The organism is Campylobacter sp. BCW_6467, from assembly GCF_001762855.1.
Lineage (GTDB): Bacteria > Campylobacterota > Campylobacteria > Campylobacterales > Campylobacteraceae > Campylobacter_D > Campylobacter_D jejuni.
Window position 1 is genome coordinate 41,514 of record NZ_MJXP01000038.1, and the last position, 23,555, is coordinate 65,068.

A 23,555-nucleotide genomic window follows, 5' to 3' on the forward strand; every position below is an offset into this window, starting at 1 on the left:
TTTATGAAACAACTTATCATAGCTTTTAGCGGGCCTTCAAATTCAGGAAAAACCACACTCATCACCAAAATAGCTGATAATTTTTTGCAACAAAATTTAAAAGTTTTAATCATTAAACATGATCCTGCCGATAAAGCTCAATTTGATTTTAACGGTAAAGATAGTTTTAAATTTTTTCAAAGTGGAGCTGAAGTCATGGTTTTAAGCCCTACAAGAACAACTTTTTTTTCTCATGAAAATAGAGATATTTTAAAAGCTTTAAAATTAAGCCCTGATTTTGACATTTGTTTGGTTGAAGGATTGAAAACTCTTGATTTACCACGCATTAGCGTATTTTGCAAAGAAATTGATGAAAGTTATTTTACTTTTTCAAACGCCATTGCAAGCTATGAAAAAATTTCTCACCCTTATCTTACTTGGCTTGATTTAAACGATATACAAGCTATTTGTCAATATATACTTAAAAATGCTAAAAATTTACAAGGAGAATTATAAAATGCAAGAAGTGATTTCTTATATACAAAAAGCGGTTTTAGAAATTTCTAACGCTTTAAAATTTCCCGATACAAGCTACAGTCAAAATCAAAATTTTACAGGCGATACCCAACTCAAATTTGATGTTTTAAGCGATGAAATCATCACAAAAACCCTAAGTCAATGTTCAAGCATTAAAGCCATCATAAGTGAAGAAAAAGACGAAATTTTAACGCTTAATAAAAAAGCAAATTTTATCGTAGCTTATGATCCTTTAGACGGTTCTAGCTTAATGGATGTTAATTTTGCTATAGGTTCTATTTTTGCCATCTATGAAGAAAAAGCAAATGCCAAAAATTTAAGAGCTGCACTTTATAGTATGTATGGAGCGCGCTTAGAACTTGTGATTTGCAAAGATCAACCAAAACTTTATCGCCTAAATGCAAATAATGAATTTATTTTTATAAAAGATCTTAAAATGAATGAAAAAGGCAAAATTAATGCTACAGGCGGAACGCAAAAATTTTGGGAAGAAAAACACGCTAAATTTGTCAAAAGTCTTTTTGATGAAGGATATCGCTTAAGATATTCTGGGGCTATGGTAAGCGATATCAATCAAATTTTATTAAAAGGGGGTGGGATTTTTAGTTATCCTGCAACACAAGATGCGCCTAATGGCAAACTTCGTGCTTTTTTTGAAGTCTTTCCTCTAGCCTTTATCATAGAAAAAGCAGGCGGAAAAACTACAAATGGAAAAAATCACTCCTTGCTTGAACTTGAATTTGATAAAATCCATGCGACAACTCCTTGTTTTTTTGGCTCAGAATATGAAATTTCAAAACTTTTAAAGGCTTACAATGAATGAAACTAGAGATGAATTTGAGCAAGATATGGATAAAAAGAAAGAAATTTTACTTTCATGTCAAAACTCAAAAAACCTAAACTCTTGTTATAATTGCAATGAAATTTTTAACTGCCAAACTAGAAAAAATTATGTTGATGCAGTCTATAATAGTATGTCTAAGGGTAAAACCGAAGGCGGATTTGACTTTTAAAGGAAAAAAATGCGTTATATTACAACACCAATTTATTATGTAAATGATGTACCTCATTTAGGTCATGCTTATACTACCATCATAGCCGATACTTTAGCAAGATTTTATCGTTTGCAAGGACATGAAACAAGATTTCTAACAGGAACAGATGAGCATGGACAAAAAATCGAAGAAGCTGCCAAACTAAGAAATTCCACTCCTCAAGAATATGCTGATAAAATCAGTTTTGAATTTAAAAAATTATGGGATGAATTTGAAATCACCTATGATATTTACGCAAGAACAACTGATACAAGGCATATTGAATTTGTTAAAGCTATGTTTTTAAAAATGTGGCAAAAAGGTGATATTTATAAAGATGAATACGAAGGACACTATTGTATTTCTTGTGAAAGCTTTTTTACTCAAAGTCAGCTTATCAATGATTGTTCTTGTCCGGATTGTGGCAAACAAACTAGAATTTTAAAAGAGGAAAGCTATTTTTTCAAACTTTCAAAATATCAAGATAAAATTTTACAATGGTATGAAGAAAAAGATCCCATCCTACCAAAAAACAAAAAAAACGAACTTATAAATTTTGTCCAAAGCGGCCTTAAAGATCTTTCTATTACAAGAACAAGTTTTGATTGGGGGATTAAACTGCCTCAAGAAATTAATGATGATAAACATATTATTTATGTATGGCTTGATGCACTTTTTATCTATATAAGTTCGCTTGATTTTCAAAGCAAGGGAGAAAATGCTAAATTTTGGCCTGCGCATGTGCATTTAGTAGGAAAAGATATCTTGCGTTTTCATGCCATTTATTGGCCAGCTTTTTTAATGAGCGTGGATTTGCCTTTGCCAAAATTTATAGGTGCACATGGCTGGTGGACTAAAGAAGGTGAAAAAATGAGCAAATCTAAAGGCAATGTTGTAAAACCTAAAGAAATAGTTGATGCTTATGGAAGCGAAGCTTTTAGGTATTTCTTGCTTAGAGAAGTACCTTTTGGTAATGATGGGGATTTTAGCGAAAATATGCTGATAAATCGTATCAATGCTGAACTAAGCAATGAATTTGGAAATTTACTTAATCGCATTATAGGTATGAGTACAAAATATTCTCAAGGAAATATTTCAAAAGAAAGTGTTTTAAAATTTTACAATGCTGAATTAAATCAAGTAAAAGAACACTTAAATTTAGCGGTAGAATTTTTAGAAAACTTACAGTGTAATCGTTATTTAGAAGAACTTTTTAAAGCCTTAAGTGTGGCAAATTTAGCCATTAGCAAATACGAACCTTGGAATTTAATCAAAGAAAACAAACACGAACAAGCTAATGCTTTAGTAGCACTTTGTGCAAATATTTTAGCTAAAACAAGTCTTTTGCTAAGCCCTGCTCTACCAAAATCTTGTCAAAAAGTAGCTTTGGCTTTAAATTTTGAAATTTCGTCTGTAAATTACGCAAAAATGATACTTGATAATAAACTTTTAGATTTTAAAGCAAATCCTTGTGAAGCTTTATTTCCAAAAGTAGAAAAAGCTCTTTTAAAACAAGAAATTAAAGAAGAACCTAAAAAAGAAGAAAGTCCTAAAATAAAAATCGATGATTTTGCAAAAATTGAAATCAAAGTTGCTAAGGTACTTGATTGTCAAAATATAGAAGGGAGTGAAAAACTTTTAAAATTTCAACTCGAACTTGACAATAAAGAGATCCGTCAAGTACTCTCAGGCATAGCAAAATACTATAAAGCCAGTGATTTAATCGGTAAACAAGTATGTGTTATAAGTAATCTTAAAAAAGCTAAAATTTTTGGACATGAAAGCGATGGTATGATACTTTCTGCAAAAAGCGGAGATAAACTTGTTTTAATCACCCCTGAACAACTTGTGCAAAACGGTTCTTTAGTAGGCTAAAATATGCAAATTAGCAATTTAGGTGAACTTTTAAACGCGACACTCGTTCATGAAGGTAGCGTTTTAAGCGTGGAAGGTTTTGCCATAAATTTAAACGAACTTAAAGCAGGCTTTGCCTTCTTTAATAACGATAAAAAAGAAATTACCCAAGCTGTAAAAAAAGGCGCTTATGCTATAATTACAGAAAATGACATTACTATTGAAGATAAAGACATTTTTTACTTTAGAGTAGAAAATCTAGAACAAGCTCTTGTAAGATTTTTACGCTTTTTTTGTGAAGATAAAGAATGTGAATTTTTACTTTTTAAATCTTACGAACTAAGTCTTTGCAAGGCTTTTTATTTTAACATTTTAAAAGGAAATATTTTTGCTGATTTTGAAAAACTAATCAAAGCAAAAAAGGGTGAAATTTTTTGCTACTGTGAAGAAAATTACTTAAATAAACTTTGTGCCTATTCTCATAGTCTAAAAGATGCTAATTTTACTTTATTATCGCGATCTAGCTTTTTTTTTACAACTTTGATTTGTGAAAATTTATATTTTAAAAATCTTAATTTACCTTTTTTTTACGCAAATAGTTTTGCAAAAATTATTTCTTTTTTAAAAGAAAAAAATCAAAAAATAATATTTGACTTTAATAAGATTGATGATTTTAAAATTTATTTTATTGATGATAAATTTGAAATCACTCCTTTTGGTTCAAGCTCTCAAGCGTTTATTGTAAGCAACAACCAAAATACCTTTGAATTCTGGAAAGAAAAATTTAAAAACATAAAAGACTTTAAAATTGCTTCTAAAAATTCTTTATTTTGTGATTTTTCCTATAATCAGCTTTCAGATTTAAGAAAATTAAAAAATTTTAAATATTGTTTAATTCTTGAAAATTATGATATTTTTGAACAAGAATTTGAAAACAAAGAAAATCAAACCCCAAGCTTATTTTAAATTCACTCCTTCATTTTCAAGCAAAAATCTTTTTATTTCAAGCCCTCCATTATATCCTCCTATGCCATTGCTTGCAATAACTCTATGACAAGGTATAAAAATAGGAATTTGATTTTTAGAATTTGCATTTCCGACAGCTCTAAAAGCTTTTGGATGATTAATTTTTTCTGCTATATCTTTATAAGTAGCTATTTTACCATAAGGAATTTTCATTAAAGCCTTATAAACCTTTGATTCAAAATCTGTACCTTGTATCAAAACAGGAATGCTAAATTTTCTAAGCTTATGAGTAAAATATAAATCAAGTTCATATTTTGCTAAGTCAAGCAAACTACAATTTTTTTCTGATCTTTTATTATCACAAAAATCGACTCTAGTTAAAAATTTTCCATCACTATGTAAAGATAGGTAACATAAAGGCATTTTATAATAAACTTTAAACATTTTTTATCCTTCAAAGAGCTACAATTATAATAAAAAATATTTAAGGAGTAGAAAATGTCTTTTATGCAAGAATACAATAAACTTGTTGAAGAAAGAGCCGCTTTGGGTATACCACCCCTTCCTTTAAATGCAAATCAAACTAAAGAACTTTGTAAACTACTTGAAAATGAAAATAATGAAGAGCTTGCAAATCTTTTAGAAAATAGAGTAAATCCTGGTGTTGATGATGCAGCTTTAGTAAAATGTGAATTTTTAGATTCTATACTTAAAGGCAAAATCAGCGCTCCAAATATAGACAAAAAAAGAGCCTTAAGAATGCTTGGAACTATGCTAGGCGGATATAATGTTAAAGTTTTAATCGATGCCTTAAAAGATGAAAACATAGCCAAAGATTCTGCAGAAGTGTTGAAAAATATTATTTTTGTTCATGATAATTTTCATACCATAGCTGAACTTAGCAAAAACAATCCACACGCTAAGGAAGTTTTACAAAGCTGGGCAAATGCGGACTGGTTTAACAAAAAAGAAAAATTACCTCAAGTGATTAAATGTATAGTTTTCAAAGTAGCAGGTGAAACAAATACCGACGATCTAAGCCCTGCAGGAGATGCTTTTACAAGAAGCGATATTCCTTTGCATGCAAATGCCATGCTAAAGGTAAGACAAGCAGGATCCTTAGAAAAAATCAAAGAGCTTAAAAAAAGCGGTCGCGAAGTAGTTTATGTAGGTGATGTTGTAGGAACAGGTTCAAGTAGAAAATCAGCAATAAATTCTATACAATGGCATTTAGGAAAAGAAATAGAAGGTGTGCCAAACAAGCATAGCGGTGGTATAGTAATGGGTTCAACTATAGCACCGATTTTCTTTAACACTGCTCAAGATAGCGGGGCTTTACCTATTATCTGTGATGTAACAAACTTAGAAATGGGCGATGAGTTTGAAATTCATCCTTATGAGGGAAAAATCATAAAAAATGGCTCTACAATTGCAGAATTTACACTCAGTCCAAACACTCTCTTAGATGAAGTTAGAGCAGGAGGAAGAATCCCACTTATCATAGGTCGCGGGCTTTGTACTAAGGCTAGAGAATTTTTAGGAATGGAAAGTGAAAATATCTTTACCAAACCTGAACAACCTAAATCTTCAAGCGGTGGTTATACCTTGGCTCAAAAAATGCTAGGTCGTGCCTGTGGAGTTGAAGGCGTGCGTCCAGGTATGTATATAGAACCTATAACTTTAACTGTAGGCTCTCAAGATACCACAGGTCCTATGACTAGAGATGAAATTAAAGAACTTGCAAGCCTAGGTTTTAATGCAGACTTTGTGATGCAAAGCTTTTGCCATACAGCTGCTTATCCAAAAGTAAGCGATTCAAATTTACATAAAACCTTGCCCAATTTCATGACAAGTCGTGGTGGGGTAAGTTTAAAACCAGGTGATGGGGTTATTCACTCTTGGCTTAATCGTTTTGTATTGCCAGATACCGTAGGAACGGGTGGGGATTCTCACACACGCTTTCCTATAGGAATTTCTTTCCCTGCGGGAAGTGGACTTGTGGCTTTTGCTGCAGTTACTGGTTCTATGCCTTTAAATGTCCCTGAAAGTGTTTTAGTGCGTTTTAGCGGGGAATTACAAGCTGGAGTTACCTTAAGAGATTTGGTTAATGCTATACCTTATTATGCAATCAAACAAGGACAACTTACCGTTGAAAAGAAAAATAAGAAAAATATTTTTGCAGGAAAAATTTTAGAAATAGAAGGCTTGCCAAACTTAAAAGTCGAACAAGCTTTTGAACTTAGTGATGCAAGTGCTGAAAGATCTGCAGCTGCTTGCAGTGTGGATTTAAGCATAGAAAGTGTAAGCGAATATATCAAATCCAATATTTCTTTAATTGAAGCTATGATAGAAGTAGGATATGAGAATAAAGCTACCCTTGCTAGAAGGGCTGAAAAAATGAGAGAATGGCTTAAAAACCCTACTCTTTTAAGAGCAGATAAAGATGCAAAATACGCTTATATTATAGATATTAACCTTAATGACATTAAAGAGCCAATCCTAGCTTGTCCAAATGACCCTGATGATGTAGCAACCTTAAGTGAAATTTTAGCCGATGATAAGCGTCCAAAAAATATAGATGAAGTTTTTGTAGGTTCTTGTATGACAAATATAGGACATTATAGAGCTTTGGGAGAAATTTTAAAAGATAAAGGCATACTTAAAACCAGACTTTGGGTAGTGCCTCCAACAAAAATGGATAAAGCACAACTTACCAATGAAGGTTATTACAGCATCTTTGGTGCAGCAGGTGCTAGAATAGAAGTTCCTGGTTGTTCTTTATGTATGGGTAATCAAGCTAGAGTAAATGATGGAGCTGTAGTTTTCTCAACTTCTACAAGAAATTTTGACAACCGTATGGGAATGGGTGCTAAAGTATATTTAGGCAGTGCAGAACTTGCGGCAGTTTGTGCGATTTTGGGTAAAATTCCAAGCAAGGAAGAATACTTACAAATTGTCAGCGAAAAACTAAGTGATGAGCATAAGGCAAATATCTATAGATATTTAAATTTTAATGAGATTGAAAATTTCAAACTTGAAAATTAATTCAAATTTAATACTTATTTGGATTAAATAACAAAATTAAAATTTTCAAAGGAAAAATATTGAAGTTATTATTCACTTCCTTTTGTTGTTTTGCAAGTTTAATGGCTAGCGATGCCATTAACTGCGACAACATTAAAAATAATAAAACATTGCTAAATAAAAGTTCAAATTTAGATTATTTAAATATAGCTTCAAGCTGTAAAGAATCTTTAAAAAATCAAGATTTTACAAAAAAACTCTATGCGATTTCCAATGAAATTCGCGGAAGCAATAGCTCTTGTAATGGTGTGGCTTATTTGCCCAAATTACAACAATTTGATTTTTTATTATTAAAAATAGCTATCGATCCCATCGCTTATCAAAAAACTTTAGATACACCCGAAAATTTAGAAAAAAAATATGATATTTTAAAATCTTATTTTAGATATTGGGCATATCAAAGTATAGGAAATTTTAGACTTTACAAAGCTTTTTGGAAAGAATATAACAATGCTATAGAACCTTTAGAAAAGTATTTTGAAAGTAATTTTAATTTTGACAAAGGTAGTAATATTTACTATACTAGCAATGCTTTAAACGAATTTTTAAATTGGGCTGTTGGTGAAACAAAAATTTACAAAGACATTAGTCCTTTAGCAAAAATCATGTCAAATAAAAATTATTCGGTATCTTATATACAAGATTTTATTTTTTCAAATAATCCAAGCCAAGATGATCTTACGATAGCCTTGCAAGCAGCGCTTCTAAATCAAAGAGAAAAAGAAATTTTAGAACTTTTGATTCGTTTTGGTGCTAGGATTGACGAAGGTTATGAAAGTGCTATTTTTTACGCATTGGAAAATTATGAAAATACAAATTTTTTAATCCAAAATGGAGCGAATGTTAATCAAGCCAATGCCTTTGGTAAAACCCCACTTTTTTATGCCATAGAGTTTAATCGCCTTGATATCATAAAACTACTTCTTGATAATGGAGCAAATTTTAATCAAAAATATATTAATAACAATGAAAAATTAGCATTAAGTGCGAACATAGGTTCAAATACGCCTTATTTTATTACATTTTGTGCTCTAGAGCACACTTCAAAAAATGTTTTAATGCATGCTGCAGCCTATGGAAATGTTGAAATTTTAAAACTTCTTATTTCAAAAGGAGCAAATTTTAATGCTGTTGATGATCTTGGTTTTAATGCGCTTGACTTTGCGCTAGCAGCAGGTAAAAAAGAAAATGCTGATTATCTAAAAAGCTTGGGTTTAAAAGCAAACGAAAATCTATTTTACGGAGGTAGTTTAGAATGAAAACCGCATTTATTACAGGAGCTAGTTCAGGTTTTGGTAGAGCTTGCGTTGAAGCTTTTATACAAAAAGGCTACAAAGTAATCGCCCTTGCTAGACGCAAAGAGCGTCTAGAAGAGTTAAAAAATGCTCACAAAGATAAGATTTATACGCTTTGCATAGATGTAAGAAATCAAAAAGAAATCTTTGAGGCTATTGAAAATTTACCCAAAGAATTTCAAGAAATTGATGTGCTTTTTAATAATGCAGGTTTAGCTTTAGGGGTAGATGAATTTGATAAATTAAACCTTGAAGATATTAACACTATGGTAGATACAAACATCAAAGGATTTTTATATGTTGCAAAAGCTGTTATTCCTATACTTCGTAAACAAAAAAATGCTTATATTTTTAACTTAGGTTCGGTTGCAGGACGCAATCCTTATTTTGGAGGCAATGTGTATTGTGGAACCAAAGCCTTTGTAGGACAATTTTCATTGGCCTTAAGAAATGATCTTAGAGGAAGCAATATCAAAGTAACAAACATTGCTCCAGGACTTTGCAAAACTGAATTTAGTGAAGTGCGTTTTAAAGGAGATATCCAAAAAGCTGATGCAGTGTATGAAAATACGCAATTTATCAGTGCTAATGATATTGCCAAAGTGGTAATGTCTATTATTAACCTACCAAGCCATATTAATGTTAATGAAATCGAGCTTATGCCGGTAACACAAACTTGGAATGGATTTTATATAGAAAGAGATGAATGAATAAATTTTTAGTTTTATTGTTTTTACCTTTAGTTGCATTTGCAAACTCCTCAGAAGCAGCTGCAAATGCTAATTTATTTGGAGTTTTTACGCTTATACCACCTTTAGTTGCTATTGCTTTAGCCTTTATCACAAAAGATGTTATTTTGTCACTCTTTGCTGGAGTTTTAAGTGGAACTTTTCTACTTAGCCTTTCTGCAAATATTTTCAAAGCACAACATTTAGCTTTTGTAAATTTTTATAATACTGCAGTAGAATCTTTTTCAAAGATTATTTCTTATATCTTAGGTTCAACTTCTGATCCAGTAAATGCGGGAATCATTTTACAAATTCTTTGTATAGGTGGTCTTGTGGCGCTTATCACAAAAATGGGTGGTGCAAAAGCTGTAGCATTAAAATTTGCCAAAAGAGCCAAATCAGCTGTATCAGCTCAAGTTAATACTTGGTTTTTAGGGCTTTTAATATTTTTTGATGATTATGCTAATTTACTGATCGTAGGTCCAATTATGCGTCCTTTGGCGGATAAATTTAAAATTTCTCGTGAAAAATTTGCCTTTATTATCGACTCTACCGCAGCTCCTGTGGCAGGAATAGCTGTAATTTCCACTTGGATAGGCTTAGAAGTTTCCTTAATTAAAACCGCTTATGAACACATAGGCATTAGCGATATTAGTGCTTTTGGAATTTTTGTCGAAACCATACCTTATCGTTTTTATAATATCTTCATGCTTTTTTTTGTAGTCATGACTGCAATCATGGGACGTGAGTTTGGCTCTATGTACAAGGCTGAAGTGCGTGCAAGAACCACAGGACAAATTGCACCTCTACCTAAATCAGGCACGCTAGATACTGCTGAATTAGAAGATCAGTTTTTAGCGCCAAAAGAAGGTATTAAAATTCGTGCTTTTGATGCTATTGTTCCTATTTTTACTTTAATCATTTTAGCTATATTAGGATTTTATTTTAATGGACTTAGCACTTTAGAAGGCGAAGAACTTGCAAAAGCAAGTGCCAATCCTTTGTCTTTTGAAACTTTTAGGGCTGCTTTTGGAAATGCTGATTCTTCTGTGGTGTTATTCCAAGCTGCTTTGTTTGCTGCTATTGCAGCGATTTTTATCGGGGTGCGTCGTAAAATTTTCAATCTTAAAGAAGCGGTAGAAACTTGGATATATGGCTGGAAAACCATGATTTTTACCATAGTATTGCTTTTATTTGCTTGGTCGCTTTCAAGTATAGTAAAAGATCTAGGAACTTCTTTATTTATCACCAGTCTACTTGCAGATAAATTGCCTGAGTTTATTTTACCTGCTACTATTTTTGCTTTTGCTTCAGCCATTTCTTTTGCCATAGGAACAAGCTATGGAACTATGGGGATTTTAATGCCTTTGGCTGTGCCTTTAGCTCATGAAATCGCCAAAATCAATGGTATGGATGCAAATGCTATGCATCATTATATGGTCATTAATATAAGCTGCGTTTTAACAGGTGCGATTTTTGGAAACCATTGCTCACCAATTTCAGATAATGTAATCCTTTCATCTATGAGTGCAAAATGCGATCATATGGAGCATGTAAGAACACAAATTCCTTATGCTCTATTTATCTGTGGTATTTCTTTAATCGCTGGATATATTCCTGTATCTTTAGGACTTAGCGTTTGGTTTGTCTTGCCTTTAAATTTTATACTTATTGCGCTTTTACTAAGACTCATCGGAAAGAAAGTTCCATGAGTCTTGAAAATTTTGGAAATTTTCTTACTTTAGATGAAAAACACTCTTTCATAAAAAAATATTTTAAAGAATTTTATACAAAGGAATTTAAACTTTTTGCCTCAAAAGATAAACATTATCGTACAAGAGTTGAACTTTCATTTTATCATGAAAATGATACTCTTTTTTATGCAATGTTTGATCCAAAAAGCAAAAAAAAGTACATTATAGAATATTTAGATTTTGCTGATGAAAAAATTTGCGCTTTTATGCCAAAACTTCTAGAATGCTTGCGTCAAGATAGCAAATTAAAAGAAAAACTTTTTGGCGTGGAGTTTTTAACCACAAAGCAAGAACTTAGCATAACTTTACTTTATCATAAAAATATAGAAGATATAAAGTCAAATTTAGAAAATTTAAGCAATATTCTTCATATCAACCTTATAGCAAGAAGTAAAGGCAAAAAACTTATTTTTAAAACAGAAAATCTAAGACAAACTTTAAATATTCAAGATAGAAAAATATTTTATGAATTTAACAACGATTGTTTTATTCAGCCTAATACTGCTATAAATGAAAAAATGATTACTTGGGTATGTGAAATTTTAAGCACTCAAAAAAGAATGGATTTACTTGAGCTTTACTGTGGATATGGAAATTTTACTTTAGCTTTAGCACCATTCTTTTTTAAAATTTTAGCCACTGAAATTTCAAAAAGCAATATTAATTTTGCTTTAAAAAATTGCGAGCTTAACAATACAACAAATATCCACTTTGCAAGACTTTCAAGCGAAGAATTAAGTCTTGCTATCAAAAAAGAAAGAGAATTTTTTCGTTTAAAAGATATTCGATTAGATGATTTTAATTTCTCTCATGTTTTAGTTGATCCACCCCGTGCAGGACTTGATAAAAGCGTAATTGACTTAATAAAAAAATATGAAAATATTATTTATATTTCTTGCAATCCTATCACTTTAAAAGAAAATTTAAAAGAATTAAGTCTAACACATAGAGTGGAAGAGTTTGCTCTTTTTGATCAATTTGCCAATACTCCACATCTTGAATGTGGAGTATTTCTTAGCAAGGTATAAAAAAATAATTCATTAATTTAGCCAGTATTACTATCGCGATACAAAGCACAAATACAAAAGGATGGATAAAAGCACCAAGCGGGTTTTTCTTCTTTAATATAAAATGACAAAATAAAGAAAAAACAACTAAAGATAAAATTCCAAAAGCCAAAATAATTTTTATAGCAAAAAGTAAATTTAAAGGTTTAAAATGAAAACCTGCCAAAGCACCTCCGCTTAAAAAAAGCAAAAGAACCACAAAAGGCATTATTTTAACCCCAGTAGCACTAAAAAGACTTTTGTCAAAATTAGGATTTTTCTTTTTAACTACGCCCAAAACAAATACATCAACAAACAAATAACCTATAAACAAAATAGCACAAAGAAGATGGATTGTTAAAGTATATGGATAAAATTCTTCCATTTTTCCCTCCTTATTAAACTTCGGAATTTGCTATATTATAACACTTTTTTCATTTTTTGAATTCACTTTAGTTAATTTTTTAATCATTTAAGATAAAATACCAAAACAAAGGTTAATAATGAATGAAAAAGAAACTATCTCTTATATTATAAATACAAGTAAAAATATTGCCATATTTGCTTTAAGTCCAGATAAGACAAAAGCTTCTTATAGGGTAGCAGAATTTTTACAAAGAAAAAATTATAAAATTTTTCCTATTTATCCTAAAGAAGAGTTTATTTTAAATGAAAAAGTTTATAGAAATTTAGATCAAATAGAAGAAAAAATCGATACACTTATACTTTTTAGAAAAGGCGAAGCGGCACTAGAAATTCTTCCTAAGCTTGTTGAAAAAAATATTAAAAACCTATGGCTTCAACTTGGTATTAGTAATGAAACAACCAAAGAAGAATGTAAAAAATTAGATATAAATTTTATACAAAATCGTTGCATTATGCTAGAATATCCGTATTTTAAAACAAAGGAAAAATAGTGTTAGAGCTTAATAAAATTTACAAAGCAAAACAACAAATTTCAGGGTTTGTAAACAAAACTCCTTTCATATACTCTTCTTTTTTAAGTGATATTTGTCAAAGTGAGATTTATCTTAAAAATGAAAATTTACAAATTACAGGTGCTTATAAAATTCGTGGAGCTTATAATAAAATAGCCAATCTTAGCGCTGAACAAAAACAACATGGAGTCATTGCCGCAAGTGCGGGAAACCATGCTCAAGGCGTGGCCATTAGTGCAAAAAAATTTGGCATTAAAGCGGTTATTGTAATGCCAGAATCCACTCCGCTCTTAAAAGTTTCTGCTACAAAAGCCTTAGGAGCAGAGGTGATACTCAAAGGGGATAATTTTGATGAATCCTATACTTTTGCAACCTCTTATGCTAAAGAAAATAATCTTAGTTTTATCCATCCTTTTGAAGATGAATTTGTAATGGCAGGACAAGGAACTTTGATGCTTGAAATGCTTGATGAAATAAGTGATCTTGATATGATTATCGCACCTGTTGGAGGTGGAGGACTTATAAGTGGTATCGCAAGTGCAGCTAAACAAATCAATCCAAACATTAAAATCATCGGCGTTGGAGCCAAAGGAGCTCCTGCAATGTATGAAAGTTTTCATGCTAAAAAAATCAAAAATGCAAAAAGCGTACGCACTATAGCCGATGGTATTGCTGTGCGTGATGCAAATCCTATTAATTTTAATATTATTTTAGAATGCGTAGATGATTTTATCCAAGTTGATGATGAAGAAATCGCTAATGCGGTATTGTTTTTACTTGAAAAACATAAAATCATAGTTGAAGGCGCAGGAGCTGCGAGTGTAGCCACCCTACTTCATCAAAAAATAAATACACAAAATCATAAAAAAATTGGCGTAGTTTTAAGCGGAGGCAATATCGATGCACAAATGCTAAATATCATCATAGAAAAAGGTTTATTTAAATCTTACAGAAAAATGCAAATTCATGTTACTTTAGTAGATAAACCTGGGGCATTATTACACCTTACAGACAGCTTAAAAATAGCCAATGCAAATATAGTAAAAATCGACTATGATAGATTTTCCACCAAGCTTGATTATGGCGATGCGATGATTTCAATTACCCTAGAAACCAAAGGCAAAGAACATCAAGAAGAAATAAGAAAAATTTTAACCCAAAAGGCGTTTAATTTCTATGAAAGTTTTTAATAACATATACGGCTTAAATAAAGCCCATTTGGCGGTGCTAAAAAGTGATTGTATTGCTTTTTAGCCTCAATCTGTTCTTTGAGTTCTTTTTCACTCATTTTTCCTTCTAAAACCTTTAAAACGCTTGCTACGCTTAATCTAATTTGCCCTCTTAAAAAACCATTAGCTTTAAAATGAAAAATGCTAAAATCTTTATAAGCATAAGCTCTAGCAATAAAAATTTCTCTTAAAGTCGTTTTATTATCCCCTCCACTTTTGCAAAAAAACTTTAAATCCTTTTTTCCTACAAAAAAACCCAAAAGCTCATTAGCTTTACCTAGGTCAAATTTAGGATAAAAATGTACATAAGAAGCCATAAAAGGACTATAAGAAGAGTGAGAAAATATATAGCGGTATTCTCTACTTTTTACATCAAATCTCACTTCAAAATCATCTTTTACTTTTTCAATTTTTTTGATATGGATAAAAGGATGGGAAAATTTATTAAGCTGTTTTTGAAGATATTCTAAATTTACAAAATGATCTCCACACTCCACACTAGCTACAGCATAGCTTGCATGTACTCCTTTATCTGTACGAGAAGCCATCAAAAGAGGTGAAACAATACCCAAATGCGATAAGGCACCACTTAAAGCATCTTGAACACCTTTTTTATGAGGCTGAGTAGCAGAACCTAAAAAAGCAGAGCCATCATAAGAAAATATAATTTTTATTTTCATCAATAACGACTCAAAATCATTTTCTTAAAACAATAAGCCGAAACAAATAAACTTAAAGAAAAAATTCCAAGGCAAGCCAAAATTGGAGGTTGAGAAAAAGAACTTAAAAGTCCAAAATATATAGCAATCACTCCAAACATACCTAAATACACATAGCCTTTTTCATAACGATAAGTAACCAAACCAAAACAAAGCGCAAAAAGCGTACTAGCAAGTGGAAACAAGGCTATAGTTGTATAAATCACAAATTCTCTTGCTCTTTGTGGATTTTCGTTTAAATCATTCCAGTATTCATAAAATTTCTTTGTTTGAAGATTGTCTGTATTAAACTGAGTATTTACTACTAAAGTGTCAAATTCTCCACTAAAAATACTTTGACCTTGCTCAAAATTATACATTTTGCCTTGATTCAAGCTAAAAGCAAAGCTATCATCTTTTCTTTGCACATGCGCTTCTTTGGCTATGATAAGTTGTTCTTTATCATCTGTTTTATGTTTAGGGCGATACATAATTATGTTTTCATACTTATCACTATCTTGTTTTTCTATAAAAATCATCCAGTCTAAAAATTTTTGTCCAAATTCTCCTGTTTTGTAGTTAAATTTCACTTGAGTGCTTTTATAGTTTACAAAGTTATCCTGAAGTTCAAATACTATAGGTATCATTACCAAAGCCACAACAAGCATAAAAGCACTAATCAAGCTTGCAATTTTAAGGAAAAATTTTGCCAAAATCATTGGTGAAAATCCCAAAGTAAAAAGTACTATGCTTTCATTTTCCTTAGAAAGCCTAAACAAAGCCAAAGTTAAAGAAATAAAAAAAGATATAGGCAAGGTAAAAATTAAAATTCTAGGCAACATAAATCCATAAAGCTTTAAAAGATCCAAAAAACTAATCTCTATACTTGAAGTAAGTTTTGCAAGTTGAATAAAAAACACCATAGATACAATAGCAAAAAGTACGAAAAATATAGACAAATTCGTACTTAAAAATTGATTTAAAACATATCTTAAACTAAGCTTCATTAGAATAATCCTAAGTTTTTATAAAATAAAACTGCCACAAAAGCGATATTTAAAAAGGGTATCATAGCAAGTTCTTGCTCTTTTATTGCTTTAATTTTAAAAAAAATAAAAAAAGGCAAAGTTAAAATAGAAGCTATAAGTAATACTAAAAATCCATACTCAAAACCTAAAATTCCACCTATACAAGACATAATGATAATATCAGCATCACCCAAATTTTCTAAAATTTCATCTTTTTTTCGGAAATTCATTAGAAAAAAAACCAAACTTTTTAATAAAAAAACAAATCCTCCAAAACTAAAAGCATTTAGCAAAAAACCTCCGCTAAACTCTTTAAAAATCAAAAAATGTAAAATTTCACTTTCCCTAAAGGCGTAAAAAAAAGCAAATAAAAAAGCGCTCCAAAGTAAGATTTGTGGTACGGCTTTGAGTTTAATATCAATTAAAGAAAGCAAGAAAAGATTAAATAAAAATAGAGATAAAAATAAAAAATCATAAAAATTTTGACTTAAAGAATAAGCCAAAATAAGCAAAATTATGCCTAAAATTTCATTGATTAACAAAGAAATAGGCAAATGACATTTGCAAGTTTGACATTTTGCTTTTAAAAAAATATAAGAAAAAATAGGAATAATTTCATAGTATTTTAATTTTGTATCGCAAGAAAAACAAAAAGAGCGCGAGATAAAAAAGGGCTTTTTTTCAATTATCCTACTTGCCAAACTTGTGCAAAAAGAACCCAAACAAGCCCCTAGAATTATTATGAAAAATATCATTTTCCAAAAGTTCTTTCTCTATTTCTAAATTCTTTAATAATCCTTTTAAATTCTCTCTTGGTAAGAGATGGAAATAAAGTTTCACTAAAATAAATTTCAGCATATGAACACTGCCAAAGTAAGAAATTTGAAAGCCTTTTGGCATTTCCAACGCGAAGCATCAAATCCACATCTAAAGGTAAATCTAAATTTTGCGTTAAATTTTCTTCATTTAGCTCAAGTTTTTTTTCAATCACACGCTTAGCAGCTCTTATAATTTCATCTCTTGCACCATAACTTATAGCCAAATTAACACAAAGTGCGTCACAATGCTTTGTTTTTTCTTCAACTAAGGTAATTTTTTCTCTTACTTTATCTTCCAAACGCGATAAATCACCTATAGCTCTTAAACGCACATTATTTTTTTCAAATTTTTCTAAAGCTTCATCTAAACAACGATCTAAAAGTTCAAAAATAAAATCAATTTCATCTTTAGGGCGCTTCCAATTTTCCGTACTAAAAGCAAAAAGGCTTAAATTTGAAATATTTTCCTCCATGCAAACTTCCATCAATTTTTGCATAGTTTTGACTCCTTGGGAATATCCAAGTTTTGCCAAAAAACCCTTAGCCCTAGCCCAGCGCCTATTACCATCCATAACAACAGCAAGGTGTTTTAATTCATTCATTTTTCATCCTTTAAAATCAAAAAGCCTTTTGAAAACAAACAAAGGTTCAATCTTGTTTTCTTGCGATACATTAAAATCTAAATGTTCGTTTAAAAATTTTTGTACCTTGGCAAAAGGTGTAAAAACGCTAACACCTTGTAAATCTATCAAAATTTTCAAAGCTCCAAAAACACTAAAATATAAGTAAATTTCTAAATATTTTGCTCTTTTACGCATTTGAAACAAACAAGATTTATTTTCAAAGATAAAAGGAATATGATAAATATTTTCAAAACTTGCAAAAAGCATTTCTTTTAATATCTGATAACGCTCTATATCTTTACAATCTAAAAGATTTTGTATAATGAATTTTTTATAAGAAATTTTATTCTCTAAAATAGCGATTATCAAAGCCAATCCCTCTTCAAAAGGTTTGAAATTAGGACGCTTTGAAAGATGTTTAAATTGTATAACTCCACCATTTTGCATATAAAGTTCAGCTAAATATTCAACACCAATTTCAAGCTCTATCATGCTTTTGGTTTGAATCTTTTTGTGATTTAACAAAAGCGTATAGTGTCCATAGCCTGATTTAGCCAAAACTTTCATTTGTATAGGCAAGGTAGAATTAATCATACTCATAATTTTTCACACCATTTTACTAATTCAAATGCCAATTTTTCTTTGCTTTGCAAGGTGCTTTTATTTTCATTATTTAAAGTGATAAAATAAAGTTCATTTTGATCGCTTCCAAAATAATTTTTTTGATCAATGATATTAAGACAAATCATATCAAGTTGCTTATCTTTTAAAGATTTTTTCGCATTTTCTAAGGCATTTTGAGAATCAAATTCCATCTTAAAACCTATCTTTTTGCCTTGAAATTTGCAAGTTTTAAGCAAATCTTCATTTAAAGATAAGTGCAAATTTAAACCTTCTAAATGCTCATTTTTTTTAATTTTTCCTTTTACACTTTGAGGGATAAAATCACTCACTGCAGCCGTCATAATCAAAAAGTCATGACTTGAATTTTTATCCAAAAGCTCTTTTAGATCCTTAGAACTTTCAAATTTGCAAAGCTCATAAGGCGTATCAAATTCCACAGAACTTAAAAGTTTTACCCTAGCTCCTAAAAAATAAAAAGCATCAGCTATGGCTTTTGCCATTTTTCCACTTGAAAAATTACTCACACAACGCACATCATCGATCTTTTCTTTTGTGCCGCCACCTGTGATAACTACACTTTTATCGCACCAAAACTTTTCTTTTAAAAGCTCTCTTTTGGTGATATTAAAAATATCCTCAACTTCAGCTAAGGCTCCTACGCCTTCATCTTTACAAGCTAAAACTTTACAAATAGGCTCTATAATCAAAGCTTTATTTTCTTTAAGTATCTTTAAAGAATTTTGCGTGCTAAAATGATGAAACATATTTGTATTTGCCGCAGGAGCAATGATAAGAGGTTTATTTGCTGCGATTAAGGTTTGGATAAAAAGATTATCCGCTATACCAAAAGCAAGTTTATTGATAGAATTAACACTTGCAGGAGCAAATAAAACAAGATCTGCATCCTTGCTAAAAGCTATGTGATTGTTTGAATTTTGCCAACTTTCATTTTCCTCGCATAAAACTTCATCAACCAAGGCTTCAAAACTCATTTTGCTAGCAAATTTTAACAAACCATTAGAAAGCAAAACTTTCACCCTAAAGCCTTCTTTTTTAAACAAAGAAATAAGCTCGTAAGATTTATAAAAAGCTATACTGCCACTAATGGCTAAAAGTACGGTTTTCATTTTTGAAATTTCTTGTAATAATAATCTTTTATCATTTTATGCTCTGCTCTATTGATAAACAAAGCACCTTTTTCTACATTGACACTTACTGTGCTTCCTGCTGCTATGATCACTTCATCTTCGATTTTTACAGGTGCGATAAATTGCGTATCCGAACCTACAAAAACATTTTTTCCTATGATGGTTTTATGCTTTTTTACCCCATCATAATTACATGTAATAGTCCCACAGCCTATATTAGTTCCACTATCTATCTCACAATCTCCCAAATAGCTCAAATGCCCTGCTTTTACGGTATTTAACTTTGCATTTTTGCATTCTACAAAATTTCCTATATGAGTGTTTTTTAACTCACAATTTGGACGCAAATGTGCCAAAGGCCCTACATCGCTATTTTCTATGATGGAATTTTCTATCACGCTTGAACTTTTAACGATAGAGTTTATAATCTTACTTTTACCCTCTATCCTTACATTTTCATATACTTCGCATTCATCTACAAATTCAACATCTGCACCTATAAAAGTGCTTTGCGGTAAATGAAAAATCACTCCCTGTTGCATCCAGTGTTTTTTAATTTTTTCTTGCATGAAATTTTCAGCTATACTGAGTTCAAATTTATCATTAATCCCCATAAATTCATCTTCATCTACAAAAACCGCTTTAATCATCACATCTTTTTCTTTTGCTAGTTTTACAATGTCGGTTAAATAATACTCTTTTGCCGCATTATTGTTATCAATCAAAGGTAAAAGCTCTTTTAAAAGCCTCGAGTCAATCACATAAACCCCAGCATTGCAAGTATTTATCTCTTTTTCTTGTGTATTTGCATCTTTAAATTCAACAATTTTTTCAACGCTATCGTTTTTTATCACCACCCTACCATAACTTTTAGGATCTCTTGCTTTAAAAACTGCTAGATTTAATTTTGCATTATTACCCAACAAAGCTTCCAAACTTGTTTGCTCAACCAAAGGCATATCGCCACAAAGAATCAACACTCTTTCATTTTTAGGCTCAAACCCCCTTAAAGCTCCCGCAGTTCCTGGATAATTTTGCAAGTCTTGCTCTAAAATTTGTGTTTTTGGAAAATGTTCTAAAATTTCTTTTTCAACGCGTTCTTTTTGATGCGATAAAACTACACTTACATCATCACTTAAAGCAAAAGCCTTTTTTAAAATGTGTAAAATCATACTTTTTTGACAAAGCTCTTGCAAAACCTTTGGCTTTTGTGATTTCATTCTAGTGCCTAATCCTGCCGCTAAAATCAAAATAGAAGTTTTCATTTTTTACCTTTGTTATTAAGAAGTCTAAAAGACTATTTTAGCAGTTTAAAGTTAAAATCCTAATACCCTTAAACTAGTTTTTAGTCATCAAAAGATAAAATTTAAATTTCTTTAGTAAAAAACAAAAAAAGGTTTTTAAATTTTGAAAAAAATATTATTATTTTTACTTTTAAGCATGAGCTTATTTGCTGCTGAAGCAACTATTCCTACAGTAAATTTAAGCTTAAGTGCACCCAATACACCTAATCAGCTTGTTACTACTTTAAATATAGTGATTGTTTTAACCATACTTGCGCTCGCTCCAAGTATAGTTTTTGTTATGACTTCTTTCTTGCGTCTTATTGTGGTATTTTCATTTTTGCGACAAGCTATGGGGACGCAAAGTATGCCACCTAATACCATTTTAGTAACCTTGGCTTTAATTTTAACTTTTTTTATCATGGAACCTGTAGCTACAAAATCCTATAATGAAGGTATAAAACCTTATTTAGCAGAAAAAATAGGCTATGAAGAGGCTTTTATAAAAGGAGCAAAGCCTTTTAAAGATTTTATGCTTAAAAATACTCGCGAAAAAGATTTAGCCCTTTTTTATCGCATACGCAATCTACCCAATCCCAAAACCATAGATGATGTTCCCCTTACGGTTTTAGTTCCTGCTTTTATGATTTCAGAGCTTAAAACCGCTTTTGAAATAGGGTTTTTAATCTACCTACCCTTTTTAGTCATAGATATGGTTGTAAGCTCAGTTTTAATGGCTATGGGTATGATGATGCTACCTCCTACTATGATCTCTTTACCTTTTAAACTCTTAATTTTTGTATTAGTAGATGGATGGAATTTGCTAGTGCAAAGGCTTGTGGAAAGCTTTGTAACCTAAGAAGGAAAATCCTTCTTAGAAAAAGAATTCTAAATTATTCTTTTTAAAAGTATCTTTAACATCTTTAAGATATTTTTCTCCTAAAGAATCAAAAAGCCCATCTTTTTTGCTTTCTGCAATAAATTCATCAAGCTCTTTTTTAAGTTTTGCATTGCCTTTTTGTACTGCTATACCCCAAAACTCAGGATTTTCTTGAAAAGGTGCCAAAATGGCTCTAGTTGTATCTTGATGTTTTTGCCAAGTGCGATAAATCGTAAGTTGATCATAAAAAAATCCATCAGCCTTGCCTTGAATCACTTCCAAAATAGCAGCATTTTCTTTATCAAATAAATTAATAGTTGCATTTTTTAAATTTTTAACCGCATATAAATGTCCTGTAGAACCACGCTTTAAAGCCAAAACTTTGCCCTTTTTATCTAAATCTTTGATATTTGTAATATCAGAGTTCAAAGGAGTTAAAATAGCCAAATTTGCCTTAGCATAAGGAATGCTAAAATCCACCACTTTCTTTCTCTCATCGGTAATTGTCATAGAAGACATGATAAGATCTATCTTGGCTGTTTTTAAAGCAGGTATTAAACCATCCCAAGCGATATTTTTTACTACAAGTTTATAGCCGTTTTTCTTTGCAAAAGCTTCTAAAAAATCCACGCTAATTCCACTTGCTTTGCCTGTTTTATCGCTCATTTCAAAAGGCGGATATCCAAGCTCCATTCCTACAACCAAATCTTTTGCACTCAAATTTAAAGCAAAAAAAGAGATAAAAATCAAAATAATTTTTTTCATAATTTCCTTTCAAAATTTTTTGTAAAAAAATTATACTAATTTTATCTTATTTTGTTATTAGCAATTTGTTTCAAACTTAAAAAATTAAAACCTGTAAACCCTAGTTTGTCCTATAAGATTATTTAATCTATCCATTATAGAATCAGCGTAGGAATTAATGGTGCTAGGTTTTGCTTTCCAGCCATTGGCAATGGCTTGTTTAATTTCAGCATCTAAAGCCCAATTACCCATAGCAGATTCTTTAGGAATGTTATTTTCATACATATAAAGTTGCCCTTCTAATTTTCCATTTTTACTAGCTAGATATTTAAATAGACTTGCAAAATCTACTTTGCCTGTCATAATATCACCTATATCTACACTAGTAGTTGAAAAACTCTCTTTAGCCATAGCTGTATTGTAAGCTTCTACTTTTGGATTAAGTGTGGTTTTTGGACTCTCAACAGGTTGTCCACCTTGAGATTTTAAAAAACTCATAAATAAAGCTTCTTTAGAATAACTTCCATCTTCATTTTGTGGATAAACTGACATATCAGGATTAAACTGCCAATCTTCACCTTTAGAAACATTTTTGATTTCTTCTAAGGATAAACCTAAAGTTTTAGGCAATAATCCATCAATCATATATCCAGAATCAGCCCAAAGATCATCGGCTTCTTTTGCTTGTTCAGGGGTTTGATAAATATTTGTAATAGAAGAATTTGAAAAATCTTTTAAACCTGTAATATTCATTCTATTGCTTGGATCATTAAAGTCCATCCATTGCGTTCCACTTACACCATAACCACTAGGCATAGAATTTATATCTGCTTCACTAAAACTTGTTTTATCATTTGGAAAACTTTGACCTAAAGCATTAGAAAAAAGATTATAATATTGTTTTATGGTTTCAGCCATATCGATATTAGTATAATACTCACTTACGCCTAAGTATTCTTTTGTACTTGAAACAACAGGATCATTTTCGGCAGCTTTTTTAATCTCATCTAAAGTAGATTTGTGTATTTTAAAATCTTCAGGAAGTCCTGCAGCTTTGTTAAAATCTTCTCCCATATAACCATCTTTATCTACACTATAACCATAGGCTGTATTAGTAGAAGTATTACTTATATCTGCTTGTTTGTATTTTAGAGTATAAATAGAGTTTTTAAATTCACTTGATATATCATAATTAGGAGAACTTGTCTTACTACTTATACTAAAATTAGTATTATTGCTAGTATTTGTTGTATTAGTAGAATTTA

24 protein-coding genes are annotated in these 23,555 nt (G+C 30.7%); 13 read left to right on the forward strand and 11 right to left on the reverse strand.

The window, feature by feature from the left end; all coding sequences use genetic code 11:
• The first annotated feature begins 3 nt into the window (after positions 1 to 3).
• Genes mobB through AJ888_RS05240 form a run of 5 tightly spaced genes read left to right on the forward strand, consistent with a single transcriptional unit; the run spans position 4 to position 4,370 of the window.
• Positions 4 to 495, forward strand: a complete 492-nt coding sequence (gene mobB, locus AJ888_RS05220) for a molybdopterin-guanine dinucleotide biosynthesis protein B (RefSeq protein ID WP_002861481.1) — start codon at positions 4 to 6, stop codon at positions 493 to 495.
• 1 nt (position 496) lies between these two features.
• Complete coding sequence (locus AJ888_RS05225; RefSeq protein WP_002861480.1) at positions 497 to 1,339, forward strand: class 1 fructose-bisphosphatase; 843 nt, start codon at positions 497 to 499, stop codon at positions 1,337 to 1,339.
• A complete protein-coding gene (locus AJ888_RS05230; protein ID WP_002861479.1) occupies positions 1,332 to 1,529 on the forward strand; it encodes a hypothetical protein in 198 nt (65 codons plus the stop codon). Before AJ888_RS05225 ends, AJ888_RS05230 begins: the two co-directional genes overlap by 8 nt.
• Positions 1,530 to 1,538: 9 nt before the next feature.
• Complete coding sequence (gene metG, locus AJ888_RS05235) at positions 1,539 to 3,425, forward strand: methionine--tRNA ligase (RefSeq protein ID WP_002861478.1); 1,887 nt, start codon at positions 1,539 to 1,541, stop codon at positions 3,423 to 3,425.
• A gap of 3 nt (positions 3,426 to 3,428) precedes the next feature.
• On the forward strand, positions 3,429 to 4,370 hold the full coding sequence (locus tag AJ888_RS05240) for a hypothetical protein (protein WP_002861477.1): 942 nt from the start codon (positions 3,429 to 3,431) through the stop codon (positions 4,368 to 4,370).
• On the opposite strand, the gene AJ888_RS05245 is transcribed toward AJ888_RS05240, so the two are convergent.
• Positions 4,362 to 4,814 (reverse strand): methylated-DNA--[protein]-cysteine S-methyltransferase, encoded by a 453-nt coding sequence (locus tag AJ888_RS05245; RefSeq protein WP_002856786.1) that lies wholly within the window; start codon positions 4,812 to 4,814, stop codon positions 4,362 to 4,364. The genes AJ888_RS05240 and AJ888_RS05245 overlap by 9 nt on opposite strands.
• A gap of 54 nt (positions 4,815 to 4,868) precedes the next feature.
• Between AJ888_RS05245 and AJ888_RS05250 the strand changes: the two genes are divergently transcribed.
• From AJ888_RS05250 to trmA, 5 genes are read left to right on the forward strand one after another with little or no spacing between them, the layout of a single operon-like run.
• A complete protein-coding gene (locus AJ888_RS05250) occupies positions 4,869 to 7,415 on the forward strand; it encodes a bifunctional aconitate hydratase 2/2-methylisocitrate dehydratase (RefSeq protein ID WP_002861476.1) in 2,547 nt (848 codons plus the stop codon).
• Between the two features lie 59 nt (positions 7,416 to 7,474).
• Complete coding sequence (locus AJ888_RS05255; RefSeq protein ID WP_032603315.1) at positions 7,475 to 8,713, forward strand: ankyrin repeat domain-containing protein; 1,239 nt, start codon at positions 7,475 to 7,477, stop codon at positions 8,711 to 8,713.
• Positions 8,710 to 9,459, forward strand: coding sequence for an SDR family NAD(P)-dependent oxidoreductase (locus AJ888_RS05260; protein ID WP_002861474.1), 750 nt, complete (start codon positions 8,710 to 8,712; stop codon positions 9,457 to 9,459). The genes AJ888_RS05255 and AJ888_RS05260 overlap by 4 nt, the downstream gene beginning before the upstream one ends.
• On the forward strand, positions 9,456 to 11,189 hold the full coding sequence (locus AJ888_RS05265; RefSeq protein ID WP_002861473.1) for a Na+/H+ antiporter NhaC family protein: 1,734 nt from the start codon (positions 9,456 to 9,458) through the stop codon (positions 11,187 to 11,189). Before AJ888_RS05260 ends, AJ888_RS05265 begins: the two co-directional genes overlap by 4 nt.
• A complete protein-coding gene (trmA, locus tag AJ888_RS05270) occupies positions 11,186 to 12,259 on the forward strand; it encodes a tRNA (uridine(54)-C5)-methyltransferase TrmA (RefSeq protein ID WP_002861472.1) in 1,074 nt (357 codons plus the stop codon). The genes AJ888_RS05265 and trmA overlap by 4 nt, the downstream gene beginning before the upstream one ends.
• On the opposite strand, the gene AJ888_RS05275 is transcribed toward trmA, so the two are convergent.
• On the reverse strand, positions 12,246 to 12,662 hold the full coding sequence (locus AJ888_RS05275) for a membrane protein (RefSeq protein ID WP_002861471.1): 417 nt from the start codon (positions 12,660 to 12,662) through the stop codon (positions 12,246 to 12,248). The two genes, trmA and AJ888_RS05275, sit on opposite strands and share 14 nt — an antisense overlap.
• 118 nt (positions 12,663 to 12,780) lie before the next feature.
• Between AJ888_RS05275 and AJ888_RS05280 the strand changes: the two genes are divergently transcribed.
• Positions 12,781 to 13,194: a CoA-binding protein gene (locus AJ888_RS05280; protein WP_070296169.1), complete on the forward strand. Its 414-nt coding sequence runs from the start codon at positions 12,781 to 12,783 to the stop codon at positions 13,192 to 13,194.
• Positions 13,194 to 14,405, forward strand: a complete 1,212-nt coding sequence (gene ilvA / locus AJ888_RS05285; protein ID WP_002861469.1) for a threonine ammonia-lyase — start codon at positions 13,194 to 13,196, stop codon at positions 14,403 to 14,405. Before AJ888_RS05280 ends, ilvA begins: the two co-directional genes overlap by 1 nt.
• Here the strand turns inward: ilvA and truA are convergent.
• Genes truA through glmU form a run of 7 tightly spaced genes read right to left on the reverse strand, consistent with a single transcriptional unit; the run spans position 14,402 to position 20,648 of the window.
• Complete coding sequence (gene truA, locus AJ888_RS05290; protein ID WP_079396364.1) at positions 14,402 to 15,127, reverse strand: tRNA pseudouridine(38-40) synthase TruA; 726 nt, start codon at positions 15,125 to 15,127, stop codon at positions 14,402 to 14,404. The two genes, ilvA and truA, sit on opposite strands and share 4 nt — an antisense overlap.
• The gene (locus tag AJ888_RS05295; protein WP_002861467.1) at positions 15,124 to 16,149 is read right to left on the reverse strand and encodes an LptF/LptG family permease; all 1,026 of its coding nucleotides are present in this window, start codon (positions 16,147 to 16,149) and stop codon (positions 15,124 to 15,126) included. Before AJ888_RS05295 ends, truA begins: the two co-directional genes overlap by 4 nt.
• A complete protein-coding gene (locus AJ888_RS05300) occupies positions 16,149 to 16,925 on the reverse strand; it encodes an A24 family peptidase (protein ID WP_002868803.1) in 777 nt (258 codons plus the stop codon). The genes AJ888_RS05295 and AJ888_RS05300 overlap by 1 nt, the downstream gene beginning before the upstream one ends.
• A complete protein-coding gene (gene uppS / locus AJ888_RS05305; RefSeq protein ID WP_002852565.1) occupies positions 16,922 to 17,590 on the reverse strand; it encodes a polyprenyl diphosphate synthase in 669 nt (222 codons plus the stop codon). Before uppS ends, AJ888_RS05300 begins: the two co-directional genes overlap by 4 nt.
• Positions 17,591 to 17,593: 3 nt before the next feature.
• Positions 17,594 to 18,211: a hypothetical protein gene (locus tag AJ888_RS05310; RefSeq protein ID WP_002861465.1), complete on the reverse strand. Its 618-nt coding sequence runs from the start codon at positions 18,209 to 18,211 to the stop codon at positions 17,594 to 17,596.
• Positions 18,208 to 19,362, reverse strand: a complete 1,155-nt coding sequence (coaBC, locus tag AJ888_RS05315; protein WP_002861464.1) for a bifunctional phosphopantothenoylcysteine decarboxylase/phosphopantothenate--cysteine ligase CoaBC — start codon at positions 19,360 to 19,362, stop codon at positions 18,208 to 18,210. Before coaBC ends, AJ888_RS05310 begins: the two co-directional genes overlap by 4 nt.
• Positions 19,359 to 20,648 carry a bifunctional UDP-N-acetylglucosamine diphosphorylase/glucosamine-1-phosphate N-acetyltransferase GlmU gene (glmU, locus tag AJ888_RS05320; protein ID WP_070296170.1) on the reverse strand — a complete coding sequence of 430 codons (1,290 nt, stop codon included), beginning with the start codon at positions 20,646 to 20,648 and terminating at the stop codon, positions 19,359 to 19,361. Before glmU ends, coaBC begins: the two co-directional genes overlap by 4 nt.
• Positions 20,649 to 20,790: 142 nt before the next feature.
• Between glmU and fliP the strand changes: the two genes are divergently transcribed.
• Positions 20,791 to 21,525 carry a flagellar type III secretion system pore protein FliP gene (fliP, locus tag AJ888_RS05325; RefSeq protein WP_002852529.1) on the forward strand — a complete coding sequence of 245 codons (735 nt, stop codon included), beginning with the start codon at positions 20,791 to 20,793 and terminating at the stop codon, positions 21,523 to 21,525.
• Between the two features lie 15 nt (positions 21,526 to 21,540).
• On the opposite strand, the gene AJ888_RS05330 is transcribed toward fliP, so the two are convergent.
• Positions 21,541 to 22,311 (reverse strand): transporter substrate-binding domain-containing protein, encoded by a 771-nt coding sequence (locus AJ888_RS05330; protein WP_044260929.1) that lies wholly within the window; start codon positions 22,309 to 22,311, stop codon positions 21,541 to 21,543.
• A gap of 84 nt (positions 22,312 to 22,395) precedes the next feature.
• A partial coding sequence (locus AJ888_RS08930) for a Cj0814 family flagellar-dependent secreted protein (protein ID WP_070318057.1) occupies positions 22,396 to 23,555 on the reverse strand: 1,160 nt, incomplete at its 5' end.

What these genes read in the sequence shown, in the direction of transcription:
- mobB (WP_002861481.1), top strand. Translation starts at nt 4, where the DNA reads ATGAAACAACTTATCATAGCTTTTAGCGGGCCTTCAAATTCAGGAAAA.
- AJ888_RS05225 (WP_002861480.1), top strand. Translation starts at nt 497, where the DNA reads ATGCAAGAAGTGATTTCTTATATACAAAAAGCGGTTTTAGAAATTTCT.
- AJ888_RS05230 (WP_002861479.1), top strand. Translation starts at nt 1,332, where the DNA reads ATGAATGAAACTAGAGATGAATTTGAGCAAGATATGGATAAAAAGAAA.
- metG (WP_002861478.1), top strand. Translation starts at nt 1,539, where the DNA reads ATGCGTTATATTACAACACCAATTTATTATGTAAATGATGTACCTCAT.
- AJ888_RS05240 (WP_002861477.1), top strand. Translation starts at nt 3,429, where the DNA reads ATGCAAATTAGCAATTTAGGTGAACTTTTAAACGCGACACTCGTTCAT.
- AJ888_RS05245 (WP_002856786.1), bottom strand. Translation starts at nt 4,814, where the DNA reads ATGTTTAAAGTTTATTATAAAATGCCTTTATGTTACCTATCTTTACAT.
- AJ888_RS05250 (WP_002861476.1), top strand. Translation starts at nt 4,869, where the DNA reads ATGTCTTTTATGCAAGAATACAATAAACTTGTTGAAGAAAGAGCCGCT.
- AJ888_RS05260 (WP_002861474.1), top strand. Translation starts at nt 8,710, where the DNA reads ATGAAAACCGCATTTATTACAGGAGCTAGTTCAGGTTTTGGTAGAGCT.
- AJ888_RS05265 (WP_002861473.1), top strand. Translation starts at nt 9,456, where the DNA reads ATGAATAAATTTTTAGTTTTATTGTTTTTACCTTTAGTTGCATTTGCA.
- trmA (WP_002861472.1), top strand. Translation starts at nt 11,186, where the DNA reads ATGAGTCTTGAAAATTTTGGAAATTTTCTTACTTTAGATGAAAAACAC.
- AJ888_RS05275 (WP_002861471.1), bottom strand. Translation starts at nt 12,662, where the DNA reads ATGGAAGAATTTTATCCATATACTTTAACAATCCATCTTCTTTGTGCT.
- AJ888_RS05280 (WP_070296169.1), top strand. Translation starts at nt 12,781, where the DNA reads ATGAATGAAAAAGAAACTATCTCTTATATTATAAATACAAGTAAAAAT.
- AJ888_RS05295 (WP_002861467.1), bottom strand. Translation starts at nt 16,149, where the DNA reads ATGAAGCTTAGTTTAAGATATGTTTTAAATCAATTTTTAAGTACGAAT.
- AJ888_RS05300 (WP_002868803.1), bottom strand. Translation starts at nt 16,925, where the DNA reads ATGATATTTTTCATAATAATTCTAGGGGCTTGTTTGGGTTCTTTTTGC.
- uppS (WP_002852565.1), bottom strand. Translation starts at nt 17,590, where the DNA reads ATGAATGAATTAAAACACCTTGCTGTTGTTATGGATGGTAATAGGCGC.
- AJ888_RS05310 (WP_002861465.1), bottom strand. Translation starts at nt 18,211, where the DNA reads ATGAGTATGATTAATTCTACCTTGCCTATACAAATGAAAGTTTTGGCT.
- coaBC (WP_002861464.1), bottom strand. Translation starts at nt 19,362, where the DNA reads ATGAAAACCGTACTTTTAGCCATTAGTGGCAGTATAGCTTTTTATAAA.
- glmU (WP_070296170.1), bottom strand. Translation starts at nt 20,648, where the DNA reads ATGAAAACTTCTATTTTGATTTTAGCGGCAGGATTAGGCACTAGAATG.
- AJ888_RS05330 (WP_044260929.1), bottom strand. Translation starts at nt 22,311, where the DNA reads ATGAAAAAAATTATTTTGATTTTTATCTCTTTTTTTGCTTTAAATTTG.